General features: G+C 67.1%; 18 protein-coding genes. 9 read left to right on the top strand and 9 right to left on the bottom strand.

Annotated features, from left to right (window positions below):
• The first annotated feature begins 85 nt into the window (after positions 1-85).
• From ptsP to AX284_RS02170, 4 genes are all read left to right on the top strand, one after another.
• Positions 86-2,968 (top strand): phosphoenolpyruvate--protein phosphotransferase, encoded by a 2,883-nt coding sequence (ptsP, locus tag AX284_RS02185; RefSeq protein WP_068383359.1) that lies wholly within the window; start codon positions 86-88, stop codon positions 2,966-2,968.
• Entirely contained in the window at positions 2,965-3,933 is a 969-nt protein-coding gene (gene pfkB / locus AX284_RS02180; protein WP_068383356.1) for a 1-phosphofructokinase, read from the top strand. The genes ptsP and pfkB overlap by 4 nt, the downstream gene beginning before the upstream one ends.
• Positions 3,930-5,687, top strand: coding sequence for a PTS fructose-like transporter subunit IIB (locus AX284_RS02175; protein WP_068383354.1), 1,758 nt, complete (start codon positions 3,930-3,932; stop codon positions 5,685-5,687). The genes pfkB and AX284_RS02175 overlap by 4 nt, the downstream gene beginning before the upstream one ends.
• A 73-nt stretch (positions 5,688-5,760) precedes the next feature.
• Positions 5,761-7,116: a chloride channel protein gene (locus AX284_RS02170; RefSeq protein ID WP_068383352.1), complete on the top strand. Its 1,356-nt coding sequence runs from the start codon at positions 5,761-5,763 to the stop codon at positions 7,114-7,116.
• A gap of 3 nt (positions 7,117-7,119) precedes the next feature.
• Here AX284_RS02170 and AX284_RS02165 read toward each other — a convergent pair whose 3' ends face one another.
• A complete protein-coding gene (locus AX284_RS02165; RefSeq protein WP_068383350.1) occupies positions 7,120-7,866 on the bottom strand; it encodes an SDR family oxidoreductase in 747 nt (248 codons plus the stop codon).
• A 173-nt stretch (positions 7,867-8,039) separates the two neighbouring features.
• Between AX284_RS02165 and AX284_RS02160 the strand changes: the two genes are divergently transcribed.
• The 4 genes from AX284_RS02160 to AX284_RS02145 all read left to right on the top strand — a co-directional run bounded on the left by AX284_RS02160 (position 8,040) and on the right by AX284_RS02145 (position 14,727).
• Positions 8,040-10,481 carry a glycogen/starch/alpha-glucan phosphorylase gene (locus AX284_RS02160; protein ID WP_068383348.1) on the top strand — a complete coding sequence of 814 codons (2,442 nt, stop codon included), beginning with the start codon at positions 8,040-8,042 and terminating at the stop codon, positions 10,479-10,481.
• Between the two features lie 202 nt (positions 10,482-10,683).
• Entirely contained in the window at positions 10,684-12,780 is a 2,097-nt protein-coding gene (gene glgX, locus AX284_RS02155) for a glycogen debranching protein GlgX (RefSeq protein WP_068383347.1), read from the top strand.
• Between the two features lie 164 nt (positions 12,781-12,944).
• A complete protein-coding gene (locus tag AX284_RS02150) occupies positions 12,945-13,955 on the top strand; it encodes a class 1 fructose-bisphosphatase (RefSeq protein WP_007162011.1) in 1,011 nt (336 codons plus the stop codon).
• Between the two features lie 166 nt (positions 13,956-14,121).
• Positions 14,122-14,727: an outer membrane protein gene (locus AX284_RS02145; RefSeq protein ID WP_068383345.1), complete on the top strand. Its 606-nt coding sequence runs from the start codon at positions 14,122-14,124 to the stop codon at positions 14,725-14,727.
• Positions 14,728-14,761: 34 nt separating this feature from the next.
• Here AX284_RS02145 and copD read toward each other — a convergent pair whose 3' ends face one another.
• From copD to AX284_RS02105, 8 genes are all read right to left on the bottom strand, one after another.
• A complete protein-coding gene (gene copD / locus AX284_RS02140; RefSeq protein WP_068383342.1) occupies positions 14,762-15,658 on the bottom strand; it encodes a copper homeostasis membrane protein CopD in 897 nt (298 codons plus the stop codon).
• Positions 15,659-15,660: 2 nt separating this feature from the next.
• Entirely contained in the window at positions 15,661-16,032 is a 372-nt protein-coding gene (gene copC, locus AX284_RS02135; protein WP_017640663.1) for a copper homeostasis periplasmic binding protein CopC, read from the bottom strand.
• A gap of 33 nt (positions 16,033-16,065) precedes the next feature.
• Entirely contained in the window at positions 16,066-17,856 is a 1,791-nt protein-coding gene (locus tag AX284_RS02130) for a SulP family inorganic anion transporter (protein WP_068383340.1), read from the bottom strand.
• Positions 17,857-18,067: 211 nt separating this feature from the next.
• Complete coding sequence (locus AX284_RS02125; protein WP_017640661.1) at positions 18,068-19,279, bottom strand: ammonium transporter; 1,212 nt, start codon at positions 19,277-19,279, stop codon at positions 18,068-18,070.
• A gap of 195 nt (positions 19,280-19,474) precedes the next feature.
• The gene (locus AX284_RS02120; RefSeq protein ID WP_068383338.1) at positions 19,475-20,059 is read right to left on the bottom strand and encodes an IMPACT family protein; all 585 of its coding nucleotides are present in this window, start codon (positions 20,057-20,059) and stop codon (positions 19,475-19,477) included.
• Positions 20,056-20,712 carry a TetR/AcrR family transcriptional regulator gene (locus tag AX284_RS02115; RefSeq protein WP_068383336.1) on the bottom strand — a complete coding sequence of 219 codons (657 nt, stop codon included), beginning with the start codon at positions 20,710-20,712 and terminating at the stop codon, positions 20,056-20,058. The genes AX284_RS02120 and AX284_RS02115 overlap by 4 nt, the downstream gene beginning before the upstream one ends.
• Before the next feature lie 70 nt (positions 20,713-20,782).
• A complete protein-coding gene (locus tag AX284_RS02110) occupies positions 20,783-22,159 on the bottom strand; it encodes a uracil-xanthine permease family protein (RefSeq protein WP_068383334.1) in 1,377 nt (458 codons plus the stop codon).
• A gap of 69 nt (positions 22,160-22,228) precedes the next feature.
• Positions 22,229-23,026, bottom strand: a complete 798-nt coding sequence (locus AX284_RS02105) for an outer membrane protein OmpK (protein ID WP_068383331.1) — start codon at positions 23,024-23,026, stop codon at positions 22,229-22,231.
• Between the two features lie 270 nt (positions 23,027-23,296).
• Here AX284_RS02105 and AX284_RS02100 point away from each other — a divergent pair, with 270 nt between their 5' ends.
• Complete coding sequence (locus AX284_RS02100; RefSeq protein WP_068383329.1) at positions 23,297-23,674, top strand: hypothetical protein; 378 nt, start codon at positions 23,297-23,299, stop codon at positions 23,672-23,674.
• Positions 23,675-23,959 lie beyond the last annotated feature (285 nt).

Here is a 23,959-nt window from a genome sequence, read left to right as displayed (position 1 = left end):
TGCAGGGCTGAGCGAGCCGGCAAGCATCTATTACAAGAAAGGCACGGCGCCAGGATCAGGCGCGCGGCGCCGGAGGTATCCTTCCATGTTCGAACTCAATGCCCAGCATATCCGCATGGCCCAGCAGGCGCCGGACAAGGCGACCGCCCTGGCCATGCTCGCCGAGTCCCTGGTGACCGATGGCCTGGTCGCCCCGGGTTATCTCGAAGGGCTCAAGGCCCGCGAGGCCCAGGGCTCCACCTACCTCGGCCAGGGTATCGCCATTCCCCATGGTACGCCGCAGACCCGCGACCAGGTGCATGTCACCGGCGTGCGGATGATGCAATTCCCGCACGGAGTAGACTGGGGTGATGGTCAACTGACCTACCTGGCCATCGCCATCGCCGCCAAATCCGACGAACACCTGCGCATCCTGCAGCTGCTGACCCGCGCCCTGGGCGAGAGCGATCTGCAGCAGGCCCTGCGCGAGGCCCGTGAACCCCAGCAGATCCTCGACCTGCTGCAGGGCGCGCCCCAGGCGCTGGCACTGGACGAAGAACTGGTGCAACTGGCCATCGATGCCGAGGACCTGGAAGACCTGGCCTGGCAGGGCGCCCGGATGCTCAAGCACATGGAGTGCGTGGGTGCCGGCTTCGCCGGTGCCCTGCAAACCAGCCAGCCGCTGCCGCTGGGCGACGGCCTCTGGTGGCTGAACAGCGAGACCGCGGTGAAGCGCCCCGGCCTGGCCTTCGTCACCCCGCTGCAGGCCTTGCAGCTGCAGGAGCAGCCGGTGCGTGGCCTGTTCTGCCTGGCCAGCCTGGGCGAGGGCCATCGCGCCCTGCTCGAACGCCTCTGCGATCTGCTCGTCGCCGGTCGTGGCCAGGAGTTGGCCCAGGCCACCTCCCGCCGCGCCGTGCTCGAAGCCCTGGGCGGCGAAGTCGCCCCCGACTGGCCCAGCGCCCAGGTGGTGCTGGCCAATGCCCATGGCCTGCACGCCCGTCCGGCCAAGGAGCTGGCGCGGCTGGCCAAGGCCTATGACGGCGAGATCCGCGTGCGCGTCGATGGCGGCGCCCCGGTCTCGGCCAAGAGTCTGTCGCGGCTGCTGGCGCTGGGTGCCCGGCGTGGCCAGACCCTGGAATTCCTCGTCGAACCCGGTACCCCGGCCGCGGCCGCGCTGAACGATCTGATCGGCGCCGTGCAGGCCGGTCTCGGTGAAGAGGTGGAACCGGTCACCGCCAGTGCCCCGGCCCCCGCCGGTGCCGCCCGGGTCACCGCCATCAGCCTGGTGGACCCGTCCGAACAACTGCCGCTGGCCCCGGGCGATCGCGCTCAGGCCGTGGCCGCCGCCCCCGGCCTGGCCGTGGGCCCGGCCCATGTGGTGGCGCCCCAGCACTTCGACTATCCGGCCACCGGCGCAGGCGCTGCCGCCGAACGCCAGCGGCTGGATGCGGCCCTGGCTGCGGTACGCGCCGACATCGAGGCGCTCATCGCGCGCAGCGAGGCCAGTGCCCTGCGCGAGATCTTCCTGACCCACCTGGAGATGCTGGAAGATCCGGATCTGCAGCAGGGCATCGCCGCCCGGCTCAAGGCCAACGCCAGCGCCGCCGCGGCCTGGGACGCCCAGATCGAGGAGGCGGCCAGCCAGCAGGAAGCCCTGCACGACAAGCTGCTCGCCGAACGCGCCGCCGATTTGCGCGACGTTGGTCGCCGGGTACTGGCCCAGCTGTGCGGCGTCGAATCCGCCCGCGAGCCTGAAGAACCCTATGTGCTGGTGATGGACGAGGTCGGTCCGGGCGATGTGGCCCGACTGGATCGCGAGCGCGTCTGTGGCATCCTCACCGCCCGTGGCGGTGCCAGCTCCCACAGCGCCATCGTCGCCCGCGCCCTGGGCATTCCGGCCATCGTCGGTGCCGGTCGCCGCGTGCTGGATCTGGCGCCACGCAGCGTATTGCTGCTGGATGGCGACAAGGGCACCCTGGAAATCGCTCCGGATGCCAGCCGTATCGACGCCGTGCAGCGTGAGCGGGAGGTCCAGGCCGAACGCCGCCGCGCCGCCGAAGCGCGCCGTTTCGAAAGCGCCACCACCCGTGACGGCCACCACGTCGAGATCGCCGTGAACCTGGGCGACACCGCCCAGGCCGCCGCCGCGGTCGAGCAGGGCGCCGAAGCCGTCGGCCTGCTGCGGACCGAACTGGTGTTCATGAGCCACGACAGCGCGCCCGACGAGGCCGTCCAGGAAGCGGAATACCGCCGCGCCCTCGATGGCCTGGCCGGCAAGCCGCTGGTGGTGCGCACCCTGGACGTCGGTGGCGACAAGCCGCTGCCCTATCTGCCGCTGCCGCCGGAAGAGAATCCCTTCCTCGGCATCCGTGGCATCCGCCTGACCCTGCGCCGCCCGGAACTGCTGGAAACCCAGCTGCGCGCTCTGCTCAAGGCCGCCGATGGCCGGCCGCTGCGGATCATGTTCCCCATGATCGGCCGGGTCGAGGAGTGGCGTCAGGCGCGTGACATCCTCGACCGCCTGCGCCTGGAGATCCCCACCACCGACCTGCAGGTCGGCATCATGATCGAGGTGCCCTCGGCCGCGCTGCTGGCGCCGGTGCTGGCCCCGGAAGTGGACTTCTTCAGCGTCGGCACCAACGACCTGACGCAATACACCCTGGCCATCGACCGCGGCCATCCGCTGCTGTCCGGTGAGGCCGACGGCCTGCACCCCAGCGTGCTGCGCCTGATCGACATGACGGTGCGCGCCGCCCATGCCCACGGCAAGTGGGTCGGCGTCTGCGGCGAGCTGGCCGCCGATCCCCTGGCGGTGCCGGTGCTGGTCGGCCTGGGTGTGGACGAGCTGTCGGTCTCGGCCCGCAGCGTGCCCCTGGTCAAGGCCCGGGTCCGCGAACTGGAGCTGCGTCGGGTGCAGTCCTGCGCCGCGCGCGCCCTGGAGCTGGGTACCGCTGCCGAAGTGCGGCAGAGCGTGGAGGCCCTGCGATGAGCCGTATCCTCACCCTGACCCTCAACCCGGCGCTGGACCTCACCGTCCAGTTGCCGGAGCTCAAACCCGGCGCGGTGAATCGCAGCGAGGCGGTGATCGTCCATGCCGCCGGCAAGGGCATCAACGTCGCCCAGGTGCTGGCCGATCTCGGCCACCACCTGACGGTGAGCGGCTTTCTCGGTGCCGACAATGCGGCCGCCTTCGAGGCCCTGTTCGCCCGTCGCGGTTTCACCGACGCCTTCGTGCGGGTGCCCGGTGAGACCCGCAGCAACCTCAAGCTGGCCGAAGCCGCTGGCCGCATCACCGATATCAACGGGCCTGGCCCGGAGGTGTCCGCCGCCGCCCAGCAGGAATTGCTCGAAACCCTCGATCGCCTGGCCCCTGGCCACGATGCCGTGGTGGTGGCCGGCAGCCTGCCGCGCGGGGTGACCCCCGAGTGGCTGGCCGCCCTGGTCGGGCGCCTCAAGTCGCTGGGCCTGCCGGTGGCGCTGGATACCAGTGGCGCCGCCCTGCGCGCCGCCCTGGCCGCCGGTCCCTGGCTGATCAAGCCCAATACCGAGGAACTGGCCGAGGCCTGCGGTGCACCCGCCGAGACCGCCACCGAGCAGGCGCTGCTGGTCGAACAGCTGCGTGCGCTGGGCATCGAGCACCTGGTGATCTCCCAGGGCGCCGATGGCGTGCGCTGGTATGGCGCCCAGACCCTGGAGGCGCAGCCGCCCAAGGTCACGGTGGCCAGCACCGTCGGGGCGGGGGATTCCCTGCTGGCCGGCATGCTGCACGGCCTGCTCACCGGCCAGTCGCCGGAGCGCACCCTGACCACGGCCACCGCCATCGCGGCCCTGGCGGTCACCCAGATCGGCTTCGGCATCAACGATTCCGCACAACTCGGCACCCTCGAAGACCAGGTGCGGGTACGCGTCCTTCCCGACTTTCCGCTAGAACAAGAATCAGGGGTAACCCCATGAACATCGCCATCGTCACGACCTGCCCGACCGGCATGGTCACCAGCGTGCTCAGCGCGCGCCTGCTGGACGCCGCCGCCCAGCGCCGCGGCTGGACCACCAGCGTCGAGATCCACGACGGCCCCGAGGCCACCCTGCTGACCGACGATCAGGTGGCGCGCGCCGAACTGGTGGTGGTGGTCCATACCGGAGCGGTCGACCTGTCCCGCTTCGTCGGCAAGCGTGTCTACCGCGCCGCGCCGGCCGAAGCCCTGCGCGACGTCGATGCCTTCCTGCAGCGCGCCGCCAGCGAGGCCAAGGTGCTGGAACAGGCCCCGGCGGCCAGCGGCGCTGCGCCGAGCGTACCGGCCAGTGCCAGCGAGACGCCACGGCTGGTGGCCATCACCGCCTGCCCGACCGGTGTCGCTCACACCTTCATGGCGGCCGAGGCGCTGCAGAACGCGGCCAAGAAGCTCGGTTATCGCCTGCACCTGGAAACCCAGGGCTCGGTAGGGGCGCGCAATCCGCTGCCGGCCGAGGCCATTCGCGAGGCCGACGTGGTGCTGCTGGCCACCGACATCGAGGTCAACGTCGAGCGTTTCGCCGGCAAGCGCGTCTATCGCTGCGGTACCGGGGTCGCCCTCAAGCAGCCCGAGGCGACCATCAAGAAGGCGCTGGCCGAGGGCGAGACCTTGGCCGGCAGTGCTGCGCCAGCGGCGGGCGAGGGCGCCAAACCCGCAAAGAAGGAAAGCGCGGGCGTCTACAAGCACCTACTCACCGGGGTGTCCTACATGTTGCCGATGGTGGTGGCGGGCGGTCTGCTGATCGCCCTGTCCTTCGTCTTCGGCATCGAGGCCTTCAAGGAACAGGGCACCCTGGCCGCGGCGCTGATGCAGATCGGTGGCGAATCGGCCTTCAAGCTGATGGTCCCGGTACTCGCCGGCTATATCGCCTATTCCATCGCCGACCGGCCAGGCCTCGCTCCCGGCATGATCGGCGGCTGGCTGGCGGCCAGCCTGGGCAGTGGCTTCATCGGCGGCATCATCGCCGGCTTCCTGGCGGGCTACGTGGCCAAGGCCATCGCCCAGCACGTGAAGCTGCCGGCCAGCGTCGAGGCGCTCAAGCCGATCCTGATCATCCCGCTGTTCGCCAGCCTCATCGTCGGCCTGGTGATGATCTACCTGGTCGGCACCCCGGTGGCCGGCGCCCTGAGTCGGCTCACCGACTTCCTCAACAACCTGGGTACCAGCAACGCCGTGCTGCTCGGCCTGATCCTCGGCGCCATGATGTGCATCGACTTCGGCGGCCCGATCAACAAGGCGGCCTATGCCTTCACCGTCGGCCTGCTGGCGTCCAAGACCTACGGACCCATGGCCGCCACCATGGCGGCCGGCATGGTGCCGCCCATCGGCATGGGCATCGCCACCCTGCTGGCGCGGCGCAAGTTCGCCCAGAGCGAGCGCGAGGCGGGCAAGGCGGCGTCGGTGCTGGGCCTGTGCTTCATCTCCGAGGGCGCGATTCCCTTCGCCGCCAAGGACCCGCTGCGGGTGATCCCGGCCAGCGTCATTGGCGGCGCCCTCACCGGCGCCCTGGTGATGCTGTTCAACTGCAAGCTGATGGCGCCCCACGGTGGCCTCTTCGTGCTGTTGATCCCCAACGCCATCAGCCATGCCTGGCTGTACCTGGCGGCCATCGCGGCCGGCAGTCTGGTGACCGGCGTGATCTACGCGGTGCTCAAGCGCAACGAAGCCGCCACCGAGCTGGTGCCCGCGGCCTGATCTAGAGCCTGGCAACACAGCTGTAACAAGAGGTTACACTGGGAGGTTCCTGCCTCCCGGTGGCCCCTTGTCCATGTCCGATCTCGTCTTTCCCGATACCGATCCCGAAGTCGCCGCCCGCCGTCGGCTGCATCTGCTGCGCCATCGCCGGCGCCGTCGGTTGCGCCAGTGGCGCCAGCGCATCGCCTTCTGGGTCGGTGCGGTGCTGGTGGGTCTGGCCGGTCTGGCCTTCGCCTGGCTGGCCGATGCCTCCTTCGGCCTCTTTCAGAAGATGCTGCAGCACAGTGCGATCTGGCCTTGGCTGGTGACGCCCCTGGGTTTTGCGTTGCTGGTCTGGCTGACGCAAGGTGCGCTGCGCGATGCCCGCGGCAGCGGCATTCCCCAGGTCATCGCTACCCTCGAACGACCCGAAGCGGACCTACGCGCGCGCCTGCTCGCGCCGCCCATCGCCCTCGCCAAGCTGCTGCTCACTGCCGGTGCCCTGCTGGTAGGTGGCTCGGTGGGGCGTGAAGGGCCCACCGTGCATGTCGGCGCGGCCCTGCTCTATGGCTTCGGCAAGCGCCTCGGGTTGCACGGGCGCCGAACCCTGTCCGGACTCATCCTCGCTGGTGGTGCCGCCGGAATTGCCGCGGCCTTCAACACGCCCCTAGGCGGGGTGGTCTTCGCCATCGAGGAGTTGACTCACACCTTCGAGCAGCGCTTCAGCGGCCTGGTGCTGACCGCCGTACTGCTCGGCGGCATCGTCACCCTGGGTATCGTCGGCCCCTACAGCTACCTCGGCGCCCTGGATCTGCGCCTGACCTGGGGCTTGGGCTGGATCGGGGTGGCCGTCATCGGGGTCGTCGGCGGACTGCTGGGCGGCTGCTACGGTCGCCTGGTGCTGCCCACCGACCAGGGCTGGCTGGGGCGCCTGAACGCCCTGCGCGGGCGGCGTCCGGTGGCTTTCGCCGCCGCTTGTGGACTGGTGCTGGCGGCGCTGGGGTTGCTTTCCGGCCAGCACGTGTTCGGCACCGGCTACGCTGAAACCCACGCCATCCTGGCCGGCGAACCCGTGACCGGGGGCGACTTCCTGCTGTGGAAATTCCTCGCCAACGTCGTTTCCTACCTCGCCGGGGTACCGGGCGGTCTGTTCTCGCCCTCCCTGGCGGTCGGTGCGGCCCTGGGGCCCTGGCTGGTCGATTGGCTGCCGGGCATGAGTCTGCCCCAGTGCGCCCTGCTGGGGCTGGCCGCCTACCTGGCCGGGGTCACCCGCACCCCGTTGACCGCCACGGTCATCACCCTGGAGCTGGCCCACAGCCCGGACATGGCGTTGCCGGTGCTGGCGGCCTGCCTGCTGGCCGCTGCCGTCTCCGGCTGGCTGATGCCGGTGCCGCTCTACCATGCGCTGTCGCAGCAGGTGCTCAATGCCCTCACGCCCCGGCGGAACTAGGCCCTAGCGCCCACCACCGATGTCCAGCAGCGCGCCGGTGGTGTAGGAGGCCTCGTCCGACAGCAGCCAGAGGATACCGGCAGCGATCTCCTCGGCCTCGCCCGCACGTCCCAGCGGAGTGGTCACGCCCAGGCGCTCGGCGCGCCCCGGTTGGCCACCGCTGGCATGGATGTCGGTGAGGGTCACGCCCGGTCGCACCGCGTTGACCCTTACCCCGTGCGGACCGAGTTCCTTGGCCAGACCGAGGGTCAGGGTGTCCAATGCCGCCTTGCTGGCGGCGTAGTCGACATATTCGTTGGGCGAGCCCAGCCGTGCGGCGATGGACGAGACGTTGACGATGGCACCGCCGCGGCCGCCCCGTTCGCGGGACAGGTGACGGGCCGCCTCGCGGGCGCAGAGAAAGGCGCCGTAGACGTTGACCTCGAACATCCGTCGCAAGCGCTCGGCGCTCATCTCCACCAGCGGCTGCGAGCGGTCGACGATGCCGGCGTTGTTGACGAAGCCGTCAAGCCCGCCGAAGCGTTCCACCGTGCGCTCGAACAGCGCCACCACCTCGGCTTCATCGGCGACGTCGGCGCGCACGGCCAACCCTTCCGCGCCAAGGGCTTCGATCTCGGCCAGGGTGGCCTGGGCCGCGGCCTCGTCCTGGCGATAGTTGAAGGCGACATTCCAGCCGCGGGCGGCGGCGCTGAGGGCCGTGGCGCGGCCGATACCGCGACTCGCACCGGTGATGAGCAGGGTCTTGCACATGATGAAAACCTCGGGCTAGAGAGCGGAGAGGAGAGATGGCTAACCGTCTGATGTGTCGAAAAAAGCTTGGACGTGCCCGACGTTTCGCCTAAAAGTAAGGCGAACGGCACGCGCCGCATTATCCGCGGCCACTTCGCGATCTGATTCCTAAGCGCTTGCAGAGGTCAATCCTGATGACGAGACCCCGCTTCATCTCGCCCAACGAAGTTTCCGCGCTCCGTACCAACATCCTCTCCAAGCTCACCTACGCCGTCGGCAAGGATCCCGACAACGCCCTGGATCACGACTGGTTCCAGGCCACCGCCCTGGCCGCCCGGGACTACATCGTCGACCGCTGGATGAGTCGCACCCGCGATGCCTATCGCACCGGCCAGAAGCGGGTTTACTACCTGTCCCTGGAATTCCTCATCGGTCGGCTGCTGATCGACAGCCTGTCCAACCTCGGCATCCTCGAAGAGACTCGCCGCGCCCTGGCCGACCTGGGCGTCGATCTGGAACGCATTCGCGGGCTGGAGCCGGACGCCGCCCTGGGCAACGGCGGCCTGGGTCGCCTGGCCGCCTGCTTCATGGAGAGCATGGCTACCCTGGGCATCGCCAGCCATGGCTACGGCATCCGCTACGAGCACGGGCTGTTCCGCCAGGTGATCGCCGATGGCTTCCAGCTGGAGCAGCCGGAAAACTGGCTGGATTTCGGCAACCCCTGGGAATTCGAACGCGCCGAAGTGGTGTACGAGATCGGCTTTGGCGGCCATGTCGCCCCCTATGGCGAAGGCGATCCGCGGCGCCAGGTGTGGACGCCCGGCGAGCGCATCCGCGCGGTGGCCTACGACACCCCGGTGATCGGTTGGGGCGGGGAGGGCGCCAATACCCTGAGACTCTGGCGCGCCCGACCGCTGGAGATCCTGCACCTGGAAACCTTCAACGCCGGCGACCATGTCGGCGCCGTGGCCAACGAGGCCCGCGCCGAGAGCATCTCGCGGGTGCTCTATCCGGCCGACAGCAGCGAAGCCGGCCAGGAGTTGCGCCTGCGCCAGGAGTATTTCTTCGTCGCCGCCTCCCTGGCCGACCTGACCCGCCGCCACCTCAAGCAGCACAACGACCTGCTCAGCCTGCCCGAGCACGTGTCCATCCAGCTCAACGACACCCACCCGGCCATCGCCGTGGCCGAGCTGATGCGACTCCTGGTGGACGTCCACGGCATTCCCTGGGACGCCGCCTGGAGCACCACCGTCGGCACCCTCAGCTACACCAACCACACCCTCCTGCCCGAAGCCCTGGAGACCTGGCCGGTGCAGCTGATGGAGCGCCTGCTGCCGCGCCACATGCAGATCATCTACCTGATCAACGCGCAGTTCCTCGACTCCCTGCGCGCCCGCGGCGAAACCGATGGCGCCATGATCTCCTATGTCTCCCTGATCGACGAAAGCCAGGGTCGCCGGGTGCGCATGGGCAACCTCGCCTTCCTTGGTTCCCACAGCATCAATGGCGTCTCCGGGCTGCACACCGACCTGATGCGCAAGACGGTCTTCCGCTCGTTGCACCGCCTCTATCCGGATCGCATCAACAACAAGACCAATGGCATCACCTTCCGCCGCTGGTTGCACCAGGCCAATCCGGCGCTCACCGACCTGCTGGTGGATACCCTCGGCCAGGGTGTGCTGCACGACCCCGAGAAGACCCTGCCGCAGCTCAAGCCCTATGCCAATGACGCCAACTTCCGCGAGCGCTTCGCCCTGCAGCGCCAGCGCAACAAGGACACCTTCACCAGTCTGGTGAAGCAGCGGCTGGAGATCGATCTCGATCCCGGCGCGCTGTTCGATGTCCAGATCAAGCGCATCCACGAGTACAAGCGGCAGCTCATGAATCTGCTGCAGACCATCGCCCTCTACCAGGCCATCCGCGACAACCCCAACGGCGACTGGACGCCCCGGGTCAAGATCTTCGCCGGCAAGGCCGCGGCCAGCTATCACCAGGCCAAGCTGATCATCAAGCTGGCCAACGACGTGGCCAAGGTGGTCAACAACGATCCCCTGACCCGCGACCTGCTCAAGGTGGTCTTCCTGCCCAACTACAATGTCAGCCTCGCCGAGGTCATCATCCCGGCGGCGGACCTGTCCGAGCAGATCTCCACCGCGGGGATGGAGGCCTCGGGCACCAGCAACATGAAGTTCGGCCTCAATGGCGCTCTCACCATCGGCACCCTGGACGGCGCCAACGTGGAGATGTGCGAGCTGATCGGGGAAGAACACATGTTCATCTTCGGTCTCAAGGCGGCCGAGGTGGAGGAGCGCCAGCGCAGCGGTGGCATCTCCTCTGACATCATCGAGAATTCGCCGCGCCTGGCGCAGGTGCTGTCTGGTTTGCGCGCCGGCCAGTTCTCGCCCGACGAGCCGGCGCGCTACAACAGCCTGCTCGACGTCCTGACCTGGCACGATCGCTTCCTGGTGTGCGCCGACTTCGACGCCTACTGGGACGCCCAGCGCCAGGTCGAGACCCGCTGGCAGCAGCCGGACAAATGGTGGCAATCGGCGGTGATCAACACTTCCAGCATGGGCTGGTTCTCCTCCGACCGCACCATCCGCGAATACGCCACGGAGATCTGGAGGGCGCTGTAGTCGTTATAGGGTCTATCGCGGCCATTGGCCGCTCCTACAGGGCATCCGTAGGAGCGGCCCATGGCCGCGATCATAGAGCGGAGCGGCCGTCTCGGCAGACCGCCATGGCTGCGATCACCTACCCCCCCATGGAGAACCCACGCCTTCCGCGCCGTCTACATGCTTGCAGCATCCGCCCCACACGCCCGTCACCGGAGTCCCCATGCCCCGTACCTCCACCCGCCTCGAAGCGGGCAATCCCGCCCATTACGGCGCCACCCTCGTCGACGGCGGGATCAACTTCGCCGTCTGGTCCCCGGCCGCCGAAGCCGTCGACCTCTGCCTCTACGATGCCAAGGGAGAGGCCGAGACCCAGCGCCTGGCCTTTCGCGAACACGAGGGCGGCGTCTGGTACGGTTTCCTACCCGGCGCCAAGCCCGGGCTGAGGTACGGCCTGCGCGCCCACGGCGCCTATCGTCCCCAGGACGGGCTCAGATTCAATGCGCACAAGCTGCTGGTGGACCCCTGGGCGCTGGCGGTGGACCGGCCTTTCCAGCTGCACCCCAGCACCTATGGCTTCCACCCCGAAGACCCCAACCGCCCGGACGAGCGCGACAGCGGCCCCCATGTTCCCAAGGCCATCGTCCTGCCGCCCGTTGACGCCCTGACGTCTGCGCCCAAGCGAGGCGATGCCGGGCTGATCTACGAATTGCACGTCCGCGGCCAGACCAAATTGCATCCGAAGGTCCCGGCCCGCCAGCGCGGCACCCTGGCGGCGTTGCGGCATCCCGCGCTGATCGAGCACTGGCAGCGCCTCGGCGTCACCACCTTGGAGCTGCTGCCCATCGCTGCCTGGGCCGACGATCGGCATCTGCCCGCCCTGGGGCTGGCCAACTACTGGGGCTACAACCCGGTGGTCATGGCCGCCGTCGATCCGCGCCTGGCCGGCCGCGATGCCCTGGGCGAATTACGCGAGACGGTGGCCATCCTGCAGGCGGCCGGCTTCGAGGTGCTGCTCGACGTGGTCTTCAACCATACCGGCGAAGGTGACGAACTGGGCCCCACCTTCAATCTGCGCGGCCTGGATAACGCCGGCTACTACCGCCTGCAGCCGGACGATCCGGCGCGCTATATCAACGACATGGGCTGCGGCAACTGCCTGGCGCTCTACAGCCCGCCAGCGCTGCGCCTGACCCTGGACAGCCTGCGCCATTGGGTCACCGCTGCCGGCGTCGATGGCTTCCGCTTCGACCTGGCGCCCGCGCTCGGTCGTCTGGAAAGCGGCTTCGAGCGCGATGCACCACTGCTCCAGGCCCTGGCCCAGGATCCGGTGCTGCGCCAGGTGCGGCTGGTGGCCGAACCCTGGGACATCGGTCCCGGTGGGCATCAGGTCGGCGCCTTCCGCGCGCCCTGGCAGGAATGGAACGACGCCTTCCGCGACGACGTCCGCCGCTTCTGGCGCGGTGACGAGGGGCTGCGTGGCGCCCTGGCCACCCGCCTGGCCGGTAGCGCCGATCTCTTCGGCGCCGGCGATCGCCTGCTGCGCACCAGCGTCAACTTCATCACCGCCCACGACGGCTTCACCCTCGCCGACCTGGTCAGCTACGCCGAGAAGCACAACGAAGCCAATGGCGAAGGGAATCGCGACGGCACCACCGACAACAAGAGCTGGAACAACGGCGTCGAAGGCCCGAGCGACGACCCTGCCGTCCTGGAAGCCCGCGCTGCCGACCAGCGTGCCCTGTTGGCGACCCTGATCCTCGCCGGTGGCGAACCCATGCTGACCGCCGGCGACGAATTCGGCCGCACCCAGCAGGGCAACAACAATGCCTATGTGCAGGACAACGAACTGTCCTGGCTGGACTGGCAGCAGGCCGGCAGCCCCGCCGGACAGCGGCAGAGCGCCTTCGTCGGTCGCCTCATGGCGCTGCGCCAGCAGTTGCCGGCCTTGCAAGCCCAGCGACTGCTGGGCCGCCCTGATCCCCGTGGCTGGGTGAGGATCGAATGGCTCGATGGCGACGGCGCGCCGATGGACGACGGCCGCTGGAAGGCCGGTGGCAGCCTGCCGCTGAGCCTCACCCTGGAAGCCCTCGATGGCGAGGACCAACCCCAGGCCGCGCGGATCTGGCTGGCCTTCCAGCCACGTCGGGAGGAAATCGACCTGCGCCTGCCCCCGTCACGTGACGGACATCACTGGCTGATACAGCTGGACAGCCGTCAGCCTGAACTGGAACCCGACTCGGCAGTCTACCCCAGCGCCGAAAATCTCCGTGCGGGTCGAGGCGTACTGCTGGCCGTGGAGACCCCGGACGCGCCCTAGGTGTGCGTTCCCTGTCGGCCGCCGGTGTCCAGCGTCTCATCACCCCATTGATGAAACCCGGAATCGGCACTGGCTGGCAGACCTGGCCTGACGGTCCGCTCTGCTTGAGACGGAGCTTGAGCTTTGGCGCTACACTCGCGCCCATCATTACAAGGAGCACCGCGATGTCCCGGATATCCCTCAGTCGTTACCTCATCGAGCAGACCCGCAGCCACAAGACCCCGGCCGACCTGCGCTTCCTCATCGAAGTCGTGGCCCGGGCGTGCAAGCGCATCAGCTACGAGGTGTCCAAGGGGGCGCTGGGTGGCGTGCTCGGCAGCATGGGCACCGAGAACGTCCAGGGCGAGGTGCAGAAGAAGCTGGACGTGCTGTCCAACGAGATCCTGCTGGAAGCCAACGAGTGGGGCGGCACCCTGGCCGGCATGGCCTCCGAGGAGATGGACCAGGTTCACCAGATCCCCGGTCACTATCCCAAGGGCGCCTACCTGCTGATGTTCGACCCGCTGGACGGCTCGTCCAACATCGACGTCAACGTCTCCGTCGGCACCATCTTCTCGATCCTGCGCAAGGACTTCGTCAGCAGCACCACCGGTGACGTGACCGAAGAAGCCTTCATGCAGAAGGGCACCGAGCAGGTCGCCGCCGGCTACGCCATCTACGGTCCCCAGACCATGCTGGTGCTGACCCTGGGTGACGGCGTCAAGGGCTTCACCCTGGATCGCGAACTGGGCAGCTTCGTGCTGACCCACGAAGACATCACCATCCCCGAGACCACCGCCGAATTCGCCATCAACATGTCCAACCAGCGCCACTGGGAAGCCCCGGTCAAGCGTTATGTGGACGAGCTGCTGGCCGGCAAGGAAGGTCCCCTGGGCAAGAACTACAACATGCGCTGGATCGCCTCCATGGTGGCCGACGTCCATCGCATCCTTACCCGCGGTGGCATCTTCATGTACCCCCGTGATGCCCGTGAGCCCGAGAAGCCCGGCAAGCTGCGCCTGATGTACGAGGCCAACCCCATGTCCATGCTGGTCGAGCAGGCCGGTGGTGCCGCCACCAACGGTCACCAGCGCATCCTCGACGTCCAGCCCGATGGCCTGCACCAGCGGGTGGCGGTGTTCCTGGGCTCCAAGGAAGAAGTGCAGCGCGTGACCGAGTACCACCGTCAGCGTTGATTCCAGAAACCGGGCCGCCTGCAACGGGCGGTCCGGTTCACGCTTGCGTCCTGCCTCAGCGTTCAGCTTCGATTCAGCCTCCTTAATCCTGCGCTAATCCGCCTCCGCCAAAGATGGCCGCGCAGCCGGTCGGGCTGTATTCGCATCGCGTGAGGAGCTTTTCACCATGAACGCCCTGAAATCTCGTGTCGTCCTCTTCGGCCTGCTGGCCCTGGCCAGTCATCAGGTGTTTGCCGCCGATGCCCAGAACTTCGCCGGCCTTACCTATGGCAAGAGCTATGACAACTTCAGCAACAGCCACGCCCTCGACCGCAACTTGAACAGCCCCGATACCGACGGTGCCCTCGACGGCAGCAATACCTGGGGGCTGCGTCTTGGCCAGCAGAACACTACCGGTCGCTACTACGCCACCCTCGACCAGGCCAGTGGCAGCAGCGATGGCCTGAGGCTCAAGCAGCAGGACCTGACCGGCAGCTACGATGCCTTCTATCCCCTGGGCCGCAATACCAAGCTGTTCGGCGGTGGCACCCTGGGCGTCGCCCGGGTCACCCAGGACGGTTCCAGCTTCGGCCACGACAGCGACCTCGGCTATGTGGCCGGGGTCCAGGCGGGCATCCTGCAACAGGTCAACGACCGCACCTCCCTGGAAGCCGGCTATCGCTACCTGCGCAGCAACGCCAAGCCGGACATCGACCAGGACGGCGCCAAGCTCGGTTCGAGCCAGCTCGACAGCAGCAAGGAAATCTACCTGGGCATGAACGTCTACTTCTAAGGCAGGGCCGGGGCGACAGCGGTCGCCCCGGTATTCAGCTATAGGGATCCAGGCCGGAGAAGGCCGCTACCAACACCACGGCAGCCACCCCCAGGGCAATCTCCACGGCGGTGGCCTGGCGCAGCAGCTGCCCTGCCCGCGGCCCTCGTCCCAATCGCGGCACCAGCAGGTAACGATTGGCCAGGGCCAGGGCGACCATCGTCACCACCACCAGTACCTTGGCCAACAGCAGAGCGGAGTAGGGCGTCAAACGCAGCAGGCCGTCCGGTCCGAGGATCAGCAGGCTGTTGAAGGCACCGCTGAGCAGCGCCAGCGCCACGCTGATCTGCCCGGGCAGGGAGTAGCTGCGCAGCAGCTGCTGGGCGTCATCCCTCAGATTGGCCGGTGGCCGTCCCAGGCACAGCAGCACCCCGGGCAGGCTGCCCAGCCAGAGCCCCGTGGTCAGTAGATGCAGCGCCTGATTCAGCTGATGCACCCCGCCAAGCCAGCCGGCTGTCGCGGCGGCATGGCCACCCAGGGCCAGACTGGCCAGCAGCAGGCCACTGAATCCCCACAGCCAGTGGTTGCTGCGGACCCCGGGCCCCACCAGCAGCCACAGGGCCAGCAACAGGCCCAGCGGCAGTTGCCAGCGCCAGCCGTGGCCGGCCGCCGTGCCCAGATAGAGTTGCCATAGGGGCAGGTTGAAGGCATCCGCCCAGCCATCCCCCACCAGCGCTGCCTGTAGCGGCAACAGGCTCAGCACCCCGAGCAGCAGCAGTGCGCCCAGCAGGTGGGCGGTGGACCGTGCCCGTTCCAGCAGCCAGAGACGCAATGCAGGTCGACCCAGCCAGAGTGCCAGCGCCAGATAGCCCCAGGTCAGCAGCAGCGGCAGCAGGAAGAGGGTACGGGCGAGGGGACGCCAGGCATCGGGCGTCGCCAGTGTGCCGTCCATCCTTACTGGACGGTGAAGCGGTAATCGCCCTGTGTCTTGTGCCCGTCCTTGGCCAGTACCCGCCATTTCACCTGGTAGCGACCCGGTTCCAGCGGCGCCTCCAGAGGGACGTCCAGGGTACGTTCGTCGCGGCCGGAAATGACCTTGCCGGTGGTGATGGCCGTGCTGGCCTGGCCATCCAGCCGTTGCAGCTGCACCTGACTCAGGGCGGCTTCGATCCCCTCGGAAAAGCTCAGACTCAGTTGCTTCGGTGCCGGGCTGGTGCTGTCGGGCGCGGGCTCGGCGCTCTTGAGATGGCCGTGGGCCAGGGCCAGCCCCGGCAACAGCAGAGTGGTCAGGGCGAGGCGGCGAGCGAGACGCAGGACAGCGGTCATGGAGATCTCCAGCAGCAGAAGGAAACCGCCAGCTTAGCAGTCCGTTCGGGCAGCGTCCGCGCCTGGCGCCTGCTCCGCCGCGCGCGCCGCGCACTCGACGAAGGTCCGCGCGGTGCAGCTGCGGCAGACTTCCGGATCCAGCCGCGGATAGATGCTGCGCAAGGCCTGATCCTTGGACGAGAAGATATGGCCTTCGCCCAGCTCCTTGAGAAACCCGGTCTTGGCGAATAGCTGCAGCACCGGCGTGCGCGGGCGATGGAAATAGAGATCGCCGCCCAGGGCCCGGCGCGCGCGCCATTCGCGCCGCCACAGGTCGTTACCGGCCAAATCGATGAAATTCATGCTCTTGGTCATGAACAGCGCATGCTTCTGGCCGGGTTGGGCGCTGCGAAAGCCGTCCAGCTGGTCGCCCACATGGGGCACGGCGCCAAAGAACACCGAGCCTTCCACCCGCACCAGCTTGAGTTGCGGACACTCCTGCGCCGGCTGGCCCAGTTCGTCCAGCGGGGTGAAACGACGCTCGGGGGTACGGGGGTCCGGCACCAGCGGGCGGATCGCCGGGTGCGAGGTGCGATAGAGGTAGGCCACCAGGGACACCAGGGTGCCCAGCAGCACGGCGCGGTCCAGCGGAATGGTCAGGGTCGCCAGGAAGGTCACCCCGGCCACTAGCGCCTCGGTACGGCTGACCTTCAGCACCTCGCGCCAGCGACCCAGGTCCAGCAGGCCGCGCGCCACCAGCAGCAGGGTGGCGGCGATGGCCGCCAGCGGAATGGCGGCGATCAGGGCACCCCCGAAGGCCACCAGGGCTACCACCAGCAGGGCGGCGAACACTGCGGCCAGCGGGGTGCGGGCGCCGGCTTCGAAATTAGGCATGGAGCGATTCAGCGAGCCGCAGGAGACATAGGCCGAAAAGCAGCCGCCCACCAGGTTGGCCAGGCCCTGGCCACGGAATTCGCGATTGACGTCCAGCCGCTGTCCGGAGCGCTGGGCCACCGCCTTGGCGATCGACAGCGACTGCCCGAGGGCCACCAAGGTCAGGGCTACAGCGATCCCGGAGAGATTGCCCAGATCCTGCAGGGTGACGTCGGGCAGATGGAAGGGCGGCAGCGCCGAGGGAATCCGTCCGACCGTAGCGATCCCCTGGGCCGCGCCCGCCACGCTACGCTCCAGGATCCAGGCGCTCAGGCAACCAGCCAGCAGGCCCAGCAGCATGGTCGGCCAGCGCGGGCGCAGTCGGCGCAGCAGCAGGGTGGCGACCAGGGTCACCACACCGATCACCAGCGAGGGCCAGTGAATCGCCAGGGGATGGGTGAGCACATAGCCAAGCACGCCAAAGGCCGAGGTGCCCAGCGGCGGCGACAGCCCGAGCAGGTCCTTGAGCGAATAGAGCCCGATCAGCACGGCGGCGCCACTCATGAAGCCGAGCAGCACCGAGGGCGAGATGAAGTTGGCCACCGCGCCGAGGCGCAGGGCACCCACCGTAAATTGCAGCAGGCCGACCAGCAGGGTCACCGCCAGGGCCAGATCGATATAGGGACCAGAGCCGGCGAGCGCCAGCGGTGACAGCGCTGCCAGCAGGGCCAGGGAGTTGGCGTTGGTCGGACCGGTCACCACATGGCGACTGGAGCCCGCCAAAGCAGCAACGATGCAGGGCACCACCGCGCCATAGACGCCGTATTGCGGTGGCAGTCCGGCCAGGGTGGCGAAGGCCACGCCCTGGGGCAACGCCAGCACCGCGCCCAGGAGACCCGCACCCAGATCCGCCTTCAGGGTGGTGCGGTCCACCTCGCGCAGCCAGGGCAGCAGGGTCGAAAGGGCGGGCATGGAGCGCTCCTGGGGAAAGGGTCGCCTACTCTACCGACTCCGCTCGCCAGTGGGCTACCTGAGTCCCGCCGTCTCCGGTCTCTGCCACGACACTGGCTGTGTGTTCATTTCTTCACCAGTCGCCGCCAGACCGGTCCCTGTGGCGTTCTCGTGACTTCATGCACGGGTTATCCACATCACTGTGCACGGTCCCTGTGGGTAACCTGGGCGGCTAGCCGTCGTGACTGTTGGCGGCGATGCGATGGATCGACAGGTCGGCGCCCTGGTATTCCTCTTCCTGGCTCAGACGCAGACCCAGCACCGCCTTGAGCAGCCCGTACACCGCCAGGCCACCGAGCAGGGCGACGACAATGCCCAACCCGGTGCCGGCCAGCTGCGCCAGCAGACTCACTCCACCCAGACCGCCGAGCGCGGTCTGGCCGAACAGGCCGCAGGCGATGCCGCCCCAGGCGCCGCAGAGGCCGTGCAGCGGCCAGACCCCCAGGACATCGTCCAGCTTCCAGCGTGTCTGCACCGCGGTGAAGGCCCAGACGAACAGGGCTCCCGCCACCAGGCCGGTCCCCAGCGCCGCGATGGGATGCATGAGATCGGAGCCCGCGCAGATGGCGACCAGGCCCGCCAGGGGGCCGTTGTGCAGGAAGCCGGGATCGTTGCGTCCCAGGAGCAGGGCAGCAGCCGTCCCGCCGACCATGGCCATCAGCGAATTCAGGGCCACCAGGCCACTGACGCCGGCCAGGCTCTGGGCGCTCATCACGTTGAAGCCGAACCAGCCGACGATCAGGATCCAGGAGCCCAGCGCCAGGAAGGGAATGTTCGACGGCGGAAAGGCCACCAGCCGACCTTCGCGATAGCGACCCTGACGGGGGCCCAGCAGCATCACCGCGGCCAGCGCCAGCCAGCCGCCCATGGCGTGCACCACCACGGAGCCGGCGAAATCATGGAAGCGCGCACCGAACAGCGCTTCGAACCTATCCTGCAGGCCGAGATTGTTGTTCCACATCAGGCCTTCGAAAAACGGATAGACGAAGGCCACGATCAGCGCGGTGGCGCAGAGCTGTGGCACGAAGCGCGCCCGTTCGGCGATGCCGCCCGAGATGATCGCCGGAATGGCCGCGGCGAAGGTCGCCAGGAAAAAGAACTTCACCAGTCCGTAGCCGCTGTCGGCGGTCAGCACCTGGGCGGGGGCGAAAAAAGTCACGCCATAGGCTATCCAGTAGCCAACGAAGAAGTACACCAGGGTGGAAATGGCGAAGTCAGCGAGGATCTTGGACAGGGCGTTCACCTGGTTCTTGTGCCGCACGGTGCCGGCTTCGAGAAAGGCGAAACCGGCGTGCATGGCCAGCACCATCACGGCGCCCAGCAGCAGGAACAGGGTATTGGCACTGTGGACCAGGGTCGCCACGGCAGAAGGCAATTCGTTCATCAGGGCAGTCGTCGCAAAGGGTTGCACCAAAAACATGCCTGGCGGCTGTCTGATGCGCGTTTTTGGGGCGCCTGGCAGCTCTCGGCAGGTTCAGTCTTGCCGCCAGACAGAGCGCAACAGCGGATTGGCGCAGGGATGCGCCAGGGCGGTGCGAATCGGAAGGGCGTGCACCACCAGACAGCAAAGGTCGTGCCGCTAAAGCGCGCGCAGGACGATGCGGCCGCTGCTCAGGTTGCTCAGCAGGGTCGCCACCTCGTCGCGCCGTTGCGGCTCCACGGCAATCCGCAGGGCGATTTCCAGCGCCTGGTAATCCTCTTCGAGCACCAGCACCGCCAGGCCCGCCAAGCGGGCCTTGATCAGCGGCCATTCCGCATAGGTACAGGCGAAGCCATAATCCTGCCGCACCACCAGCGGCTGCTTGGCCGCCTGCTGCAGGCAACGGGCGGCGCAACCGCCATAGGCGCGTACCAGGCCACCGGTACCCAGCTTGATGCCGCCGTACCAGCGGATGACCACCACCACCACCTGGTCGCAATCCTGCCCCTCGATGGCGGCCAGGATGGGCCGGCCCGCCGTGCCGCCGGGCTCGCCGTCGTCATTGAAGCGGTATTGATTGCCGAGCTTCCAGGCCCAGCAATTGTGGGTCGCGGTCGGCACGCTCACGCGCTCGATGAAAGCCATGGCCGCCTCCACCGTGGTGACGGGTGCGGCGAGGGCGAGGAAACGACTCTTGCGCACCTCTTCTTCGAAGGCGGCATCCTGGATCAGGGTAAAGGTCATGGTGCCTGGAGACCCAGTCCCTTGAGGATGACATGGGTCAGGGTCTGCGCCGCCTCGTCGAAATCCTGCCGGGTCAGACGGGTGCGACCGGTCACCTGGCAGATCTGGCTGGCGAAATCGGCATAGTGCTGGGTGCTGCTCCACAGCAGGAAGATCAGATGGACCGGATCCACCGGATCCAGCTTGCCGGCCGCGATCCAGGCCTCGAATACCGCCGCCCGGCTGCGAAACCAGGTCTGGTAGTCCTGATCGAAATACTCGTACAGGCAGTGACCGCCGCCGATGATCTCCATGGCGAAGATCCGCGAGGCGAGCGGTTGGCGCCGCGAGAACTCCAACTTGGCGCGGATATAGCGGCTCAGGGCCTCGGCGGGGTCGTCTTCCACGGTTAGGTGGTTGAAGGTGCTGTCCCAGAGTTCGAGGATGTTGCCCAGCACCGCCATATAGAGGCCGAGCTTGTTGTTGAAGTAGTAATGGAGATTGGCCTTGGGCAGCCCGACGCGTTGCGCGATGGTGTTCATGCTGGTGCCCTTGAAGCCATGGCGGGCGAATTCTTCCTCCGCCGCGCTCAGGATCGACTCCTCATTCTTCTGCCGGATGCGTCCGGCCGGCTTGTCCTGGCCGGCGTGATGGGCGGGTACGAGAGGGGTCATGACAACTGCAGGATCCAAAGGCGCGGCAGGCATCAATAGCGTACCCGCCGCCCTGGGCACAAGGGCTCTTTTACCGGTGTGGTGCTGGCGAGCTGCATTCCGTCAGCGCTGCACTGCGCTCCTCGGGCAGCAACAGGTTGAGCAGGATGGCGGTGATGCCGCCGCTGGTGATCGCGGTGTCGAAGAGATTCTTCACCAGTGGCGGCAGTTGATCCAGCAGCGTCGGCTGGCTGGCGATACCGAGACCCACGCCAAGGGAGGTGGCGATGATCAGCAGGCTGCGGCGATCTAGGGTGCAGTGCGCCAGCAGCCGTATCCCAGCCGCGGCGACACTGCCGAACAGCACCAGGGTCGCACCGCCCAGCACCGGCTTGGGAATCTGCTGCAGGATGGCGCCCAGCACGGGGAACAGGCCCAGCGCCAGCAGGATGGCGCCTATCCAGTAGCCGACATGGCGGCTGGCCACGCCGGTCAGCTGGATCACCCCGTTGTTCTGCGCGAAGGTGGTGCTGGGAAAGGTATTGAAGGTGGCGGCGAGCAGGCAGGCGACGCCATCACCCAGGACCCCGCCCCGCAACCGTCGCAGATAGCCGGGGCCTTCGATGGGCTGCCGCGAGATCAGGCAGTTGGCGGTCAGGTCGCCGGTGGTTTCCAGGGTGCTGATCAGATAGATGAGCGCGACCGGTAGGAAGGCCGACCAGTCGAAGGCGAAGCCGAAATGGAAGGGGAGGGGGACGCTGACCAGAGGCAGGTCCGGCAGCGGCTGAGGTTTCAACAGGCCGCAGGTCCAGGCGGCGAGGGAGCCCACCAGCAGGCCGATCATCACCGCCGACAGCCGCAACCAGGGTCGCCGCGACAGGTTCAGGCCGATGATGACCACCAGGACCAGGCCGCCGAGGGCCAGGTTGATCGGCGCGCCGAAGTTGGTGGCTTTGGCGCCCCCGCCGAGATCGGTGACGCCCACCCTGATCAGGCTGATGCCGATGAGGGTGATGACGATGCCCGTCACCAGTGGCGTGATCACCCGGCGCAACAGGCCCAGGCAGCGACTCAGGCCGATCTGCACGAAGGCGCCAAAGAAGCAGACGCCAAAGATCATCGCCAGGATGTCCTCCGGTGTCCCGCCGCGCTGCTTGACCAGCATCCCGGCTGCCAGCACCGCGGACAGAAAGGAGAAACTGGTGCCCTGCAGGCAGATCATGCCCGCCCCCAGCCCACCGGCACCGCGGGCCTGCAGAAAGGTGCCGACGCCCGACACCATCAGCCCCATGCTGATCAGGTAGGGCAGGTGCTCGTGCAGACCCAGAGCCCCGGCAATGATCAGCGGTGGAGTAACGATCCCCACGAAGCTCGCCAGGACATGCTGCAGGGCGGCGCAAAAAGCCGCGAGCGGGGCCGGGCGATCGTTTAGGCCATAGAGCAGATCATCGCGGACGGGAGTGGGCATGGTGATTACCTCGCAGTGGCGCTGCCCGCCGGTAAGGCGGTTGCAGCGCCAGAAGTGGGCCTGGCCAGGCTAGAACTGATACTTCACCAGGAAGCTGAAAACGCTCTGGTCGGTACGGAAGCCCTCGCTGTCCTTGATGCCATACTTGTCCGACCAGTAGTCGTACTCGGTCCCTACATAGAGATGCTTGGCCTCGTAGCCCATGGCCTTGCCCAGGTCGTACTTGACCTGGGGATTGAAGTGCAGATTGGCGTGATAGCTGCCCTTGTTGTTCATCACCCAGTCCATGTAGCCATCGATGAGCAGATCCGAATTGCCCAGGGGCAGGGTGTAGGCCCATACCGGCGTGAGCTGCCAGGCACCCGAAGGCGCACTGCCGCCGTCCGGCTTGCGGTAATAGAGATTCAGCTGGAAGTAGTCGAAGCCCGGCACCTTGAGGTCGAAACCCGGACCGACCAGGTAGTTGCGCTGATCACGGCCGGCGCCCTCGCCATCGTTCTGGTCGTATTCCAGTGTGGTGGCGAGCAGCACATCGGTGACCGGGCCAAAGGAAAGATCCCGGCCGGACAGCTTGCCAAAGGACAGTCGTGGACTGAGTTCGCCATAGAAGCCTTGATGGCCGTCGCTGGCATTGGTCGCGCCGTTGAACCAGATGCTGTCGACGAAGAGGAAGAGATCGCCCCAGATCCAACTGCTGGCATGCTCGAAGGTGACGGTCTGCTGGATACGGGGATCGACCCGGAAATCCTTGCCATATAGATAGGTGAGGCTTTCACCGTGCCACAGCAGTGGACTGTCTGCGGCGTTGGCTACACCGGCTGTAATCAGGCTCGTGGTCAGCAGCGCGGTGGTTAGGGTCTTGCGCATGTAGGCTCCTGGAAGTGCTTTCTCGTTATGTACAGCGTTCGCCGTGCTCAGCAAGATCGACGCCAAGCTCCGGTGGGCGGGCGAAAATAGTTATTTTTCAACGCGTTGTATAAGGATTCTGGAAAATTTCAGATGCCTGGCCTGGCACCAAACCTGACCGCTTGCTCAGTTTTCGTGCCCTGAAGCGGCGTCTGAAGCGGTCCTGCTGCGAAACAGCGCACGGCAGGCTGCGCAGTGCTAAGGTGCTTGGCGACCCCGCAGGAGATAGTCATGAAGTTGCTTATCGGTGTGCTGACGGCCTTGCTCTGCAGCTCTTTCGCCTCGGCTCAGGTCCCCCAGGGCGGAACAGGGCAGCCGGGCATCCTCATGATCACCCGCGGCGACGCCTACTCAGGGTCCGGATGCGATATAGGTCTGTTGATCCAGGGGCGACTGGCCGGCACCCTCATGGCGGGTCAGAGTGCTTCCTTCAATCTGCCGCCTGGCGAAATCGCCGTGAGTCTTACCTCTTCCGGTCCGGGCGGTTGTGCAGCACCCATGGCGAGCAGCATCTCCCAATCCATTCTGCTGACGCCTGGCGAGATCAAGCAGTACCGGATCATCGCGACCGAAGCGGGTTATCGCCTGGCGCCCATCCCACTTTATTGAAGTTTCTTGAAATAACCTGTTGACCTGCCTCAAAACTCCCCTATAATGCGCCCCACTTCCGGCGCAGACGCTGAAGCAGCTTGAAAATCAAGCACTTAGGTCTGAGCCGGGCGAGGGGTCCACGGATTCTTCGCCATTTGGCTCTCACCTCCGGGTGATGACGAAATGAAGCGGAGGGGGTTGACAGCGTCTTAGGATGCTGTAGGATTCGCCTCCCGCTGCCGAGATTGGTTAGACCGGTCAGGCAAGCGCAAGTGGTTGAGTTGAAACGAAAAAGTTCAAATC

Source organism: Pseudomonas sp. HUK17, from assembly GCF_001566765.1.
Note: the sequence above shows the minus strand (reverse complement) of the source record. Positions and strands in the feature narration are given on the sequence as shown.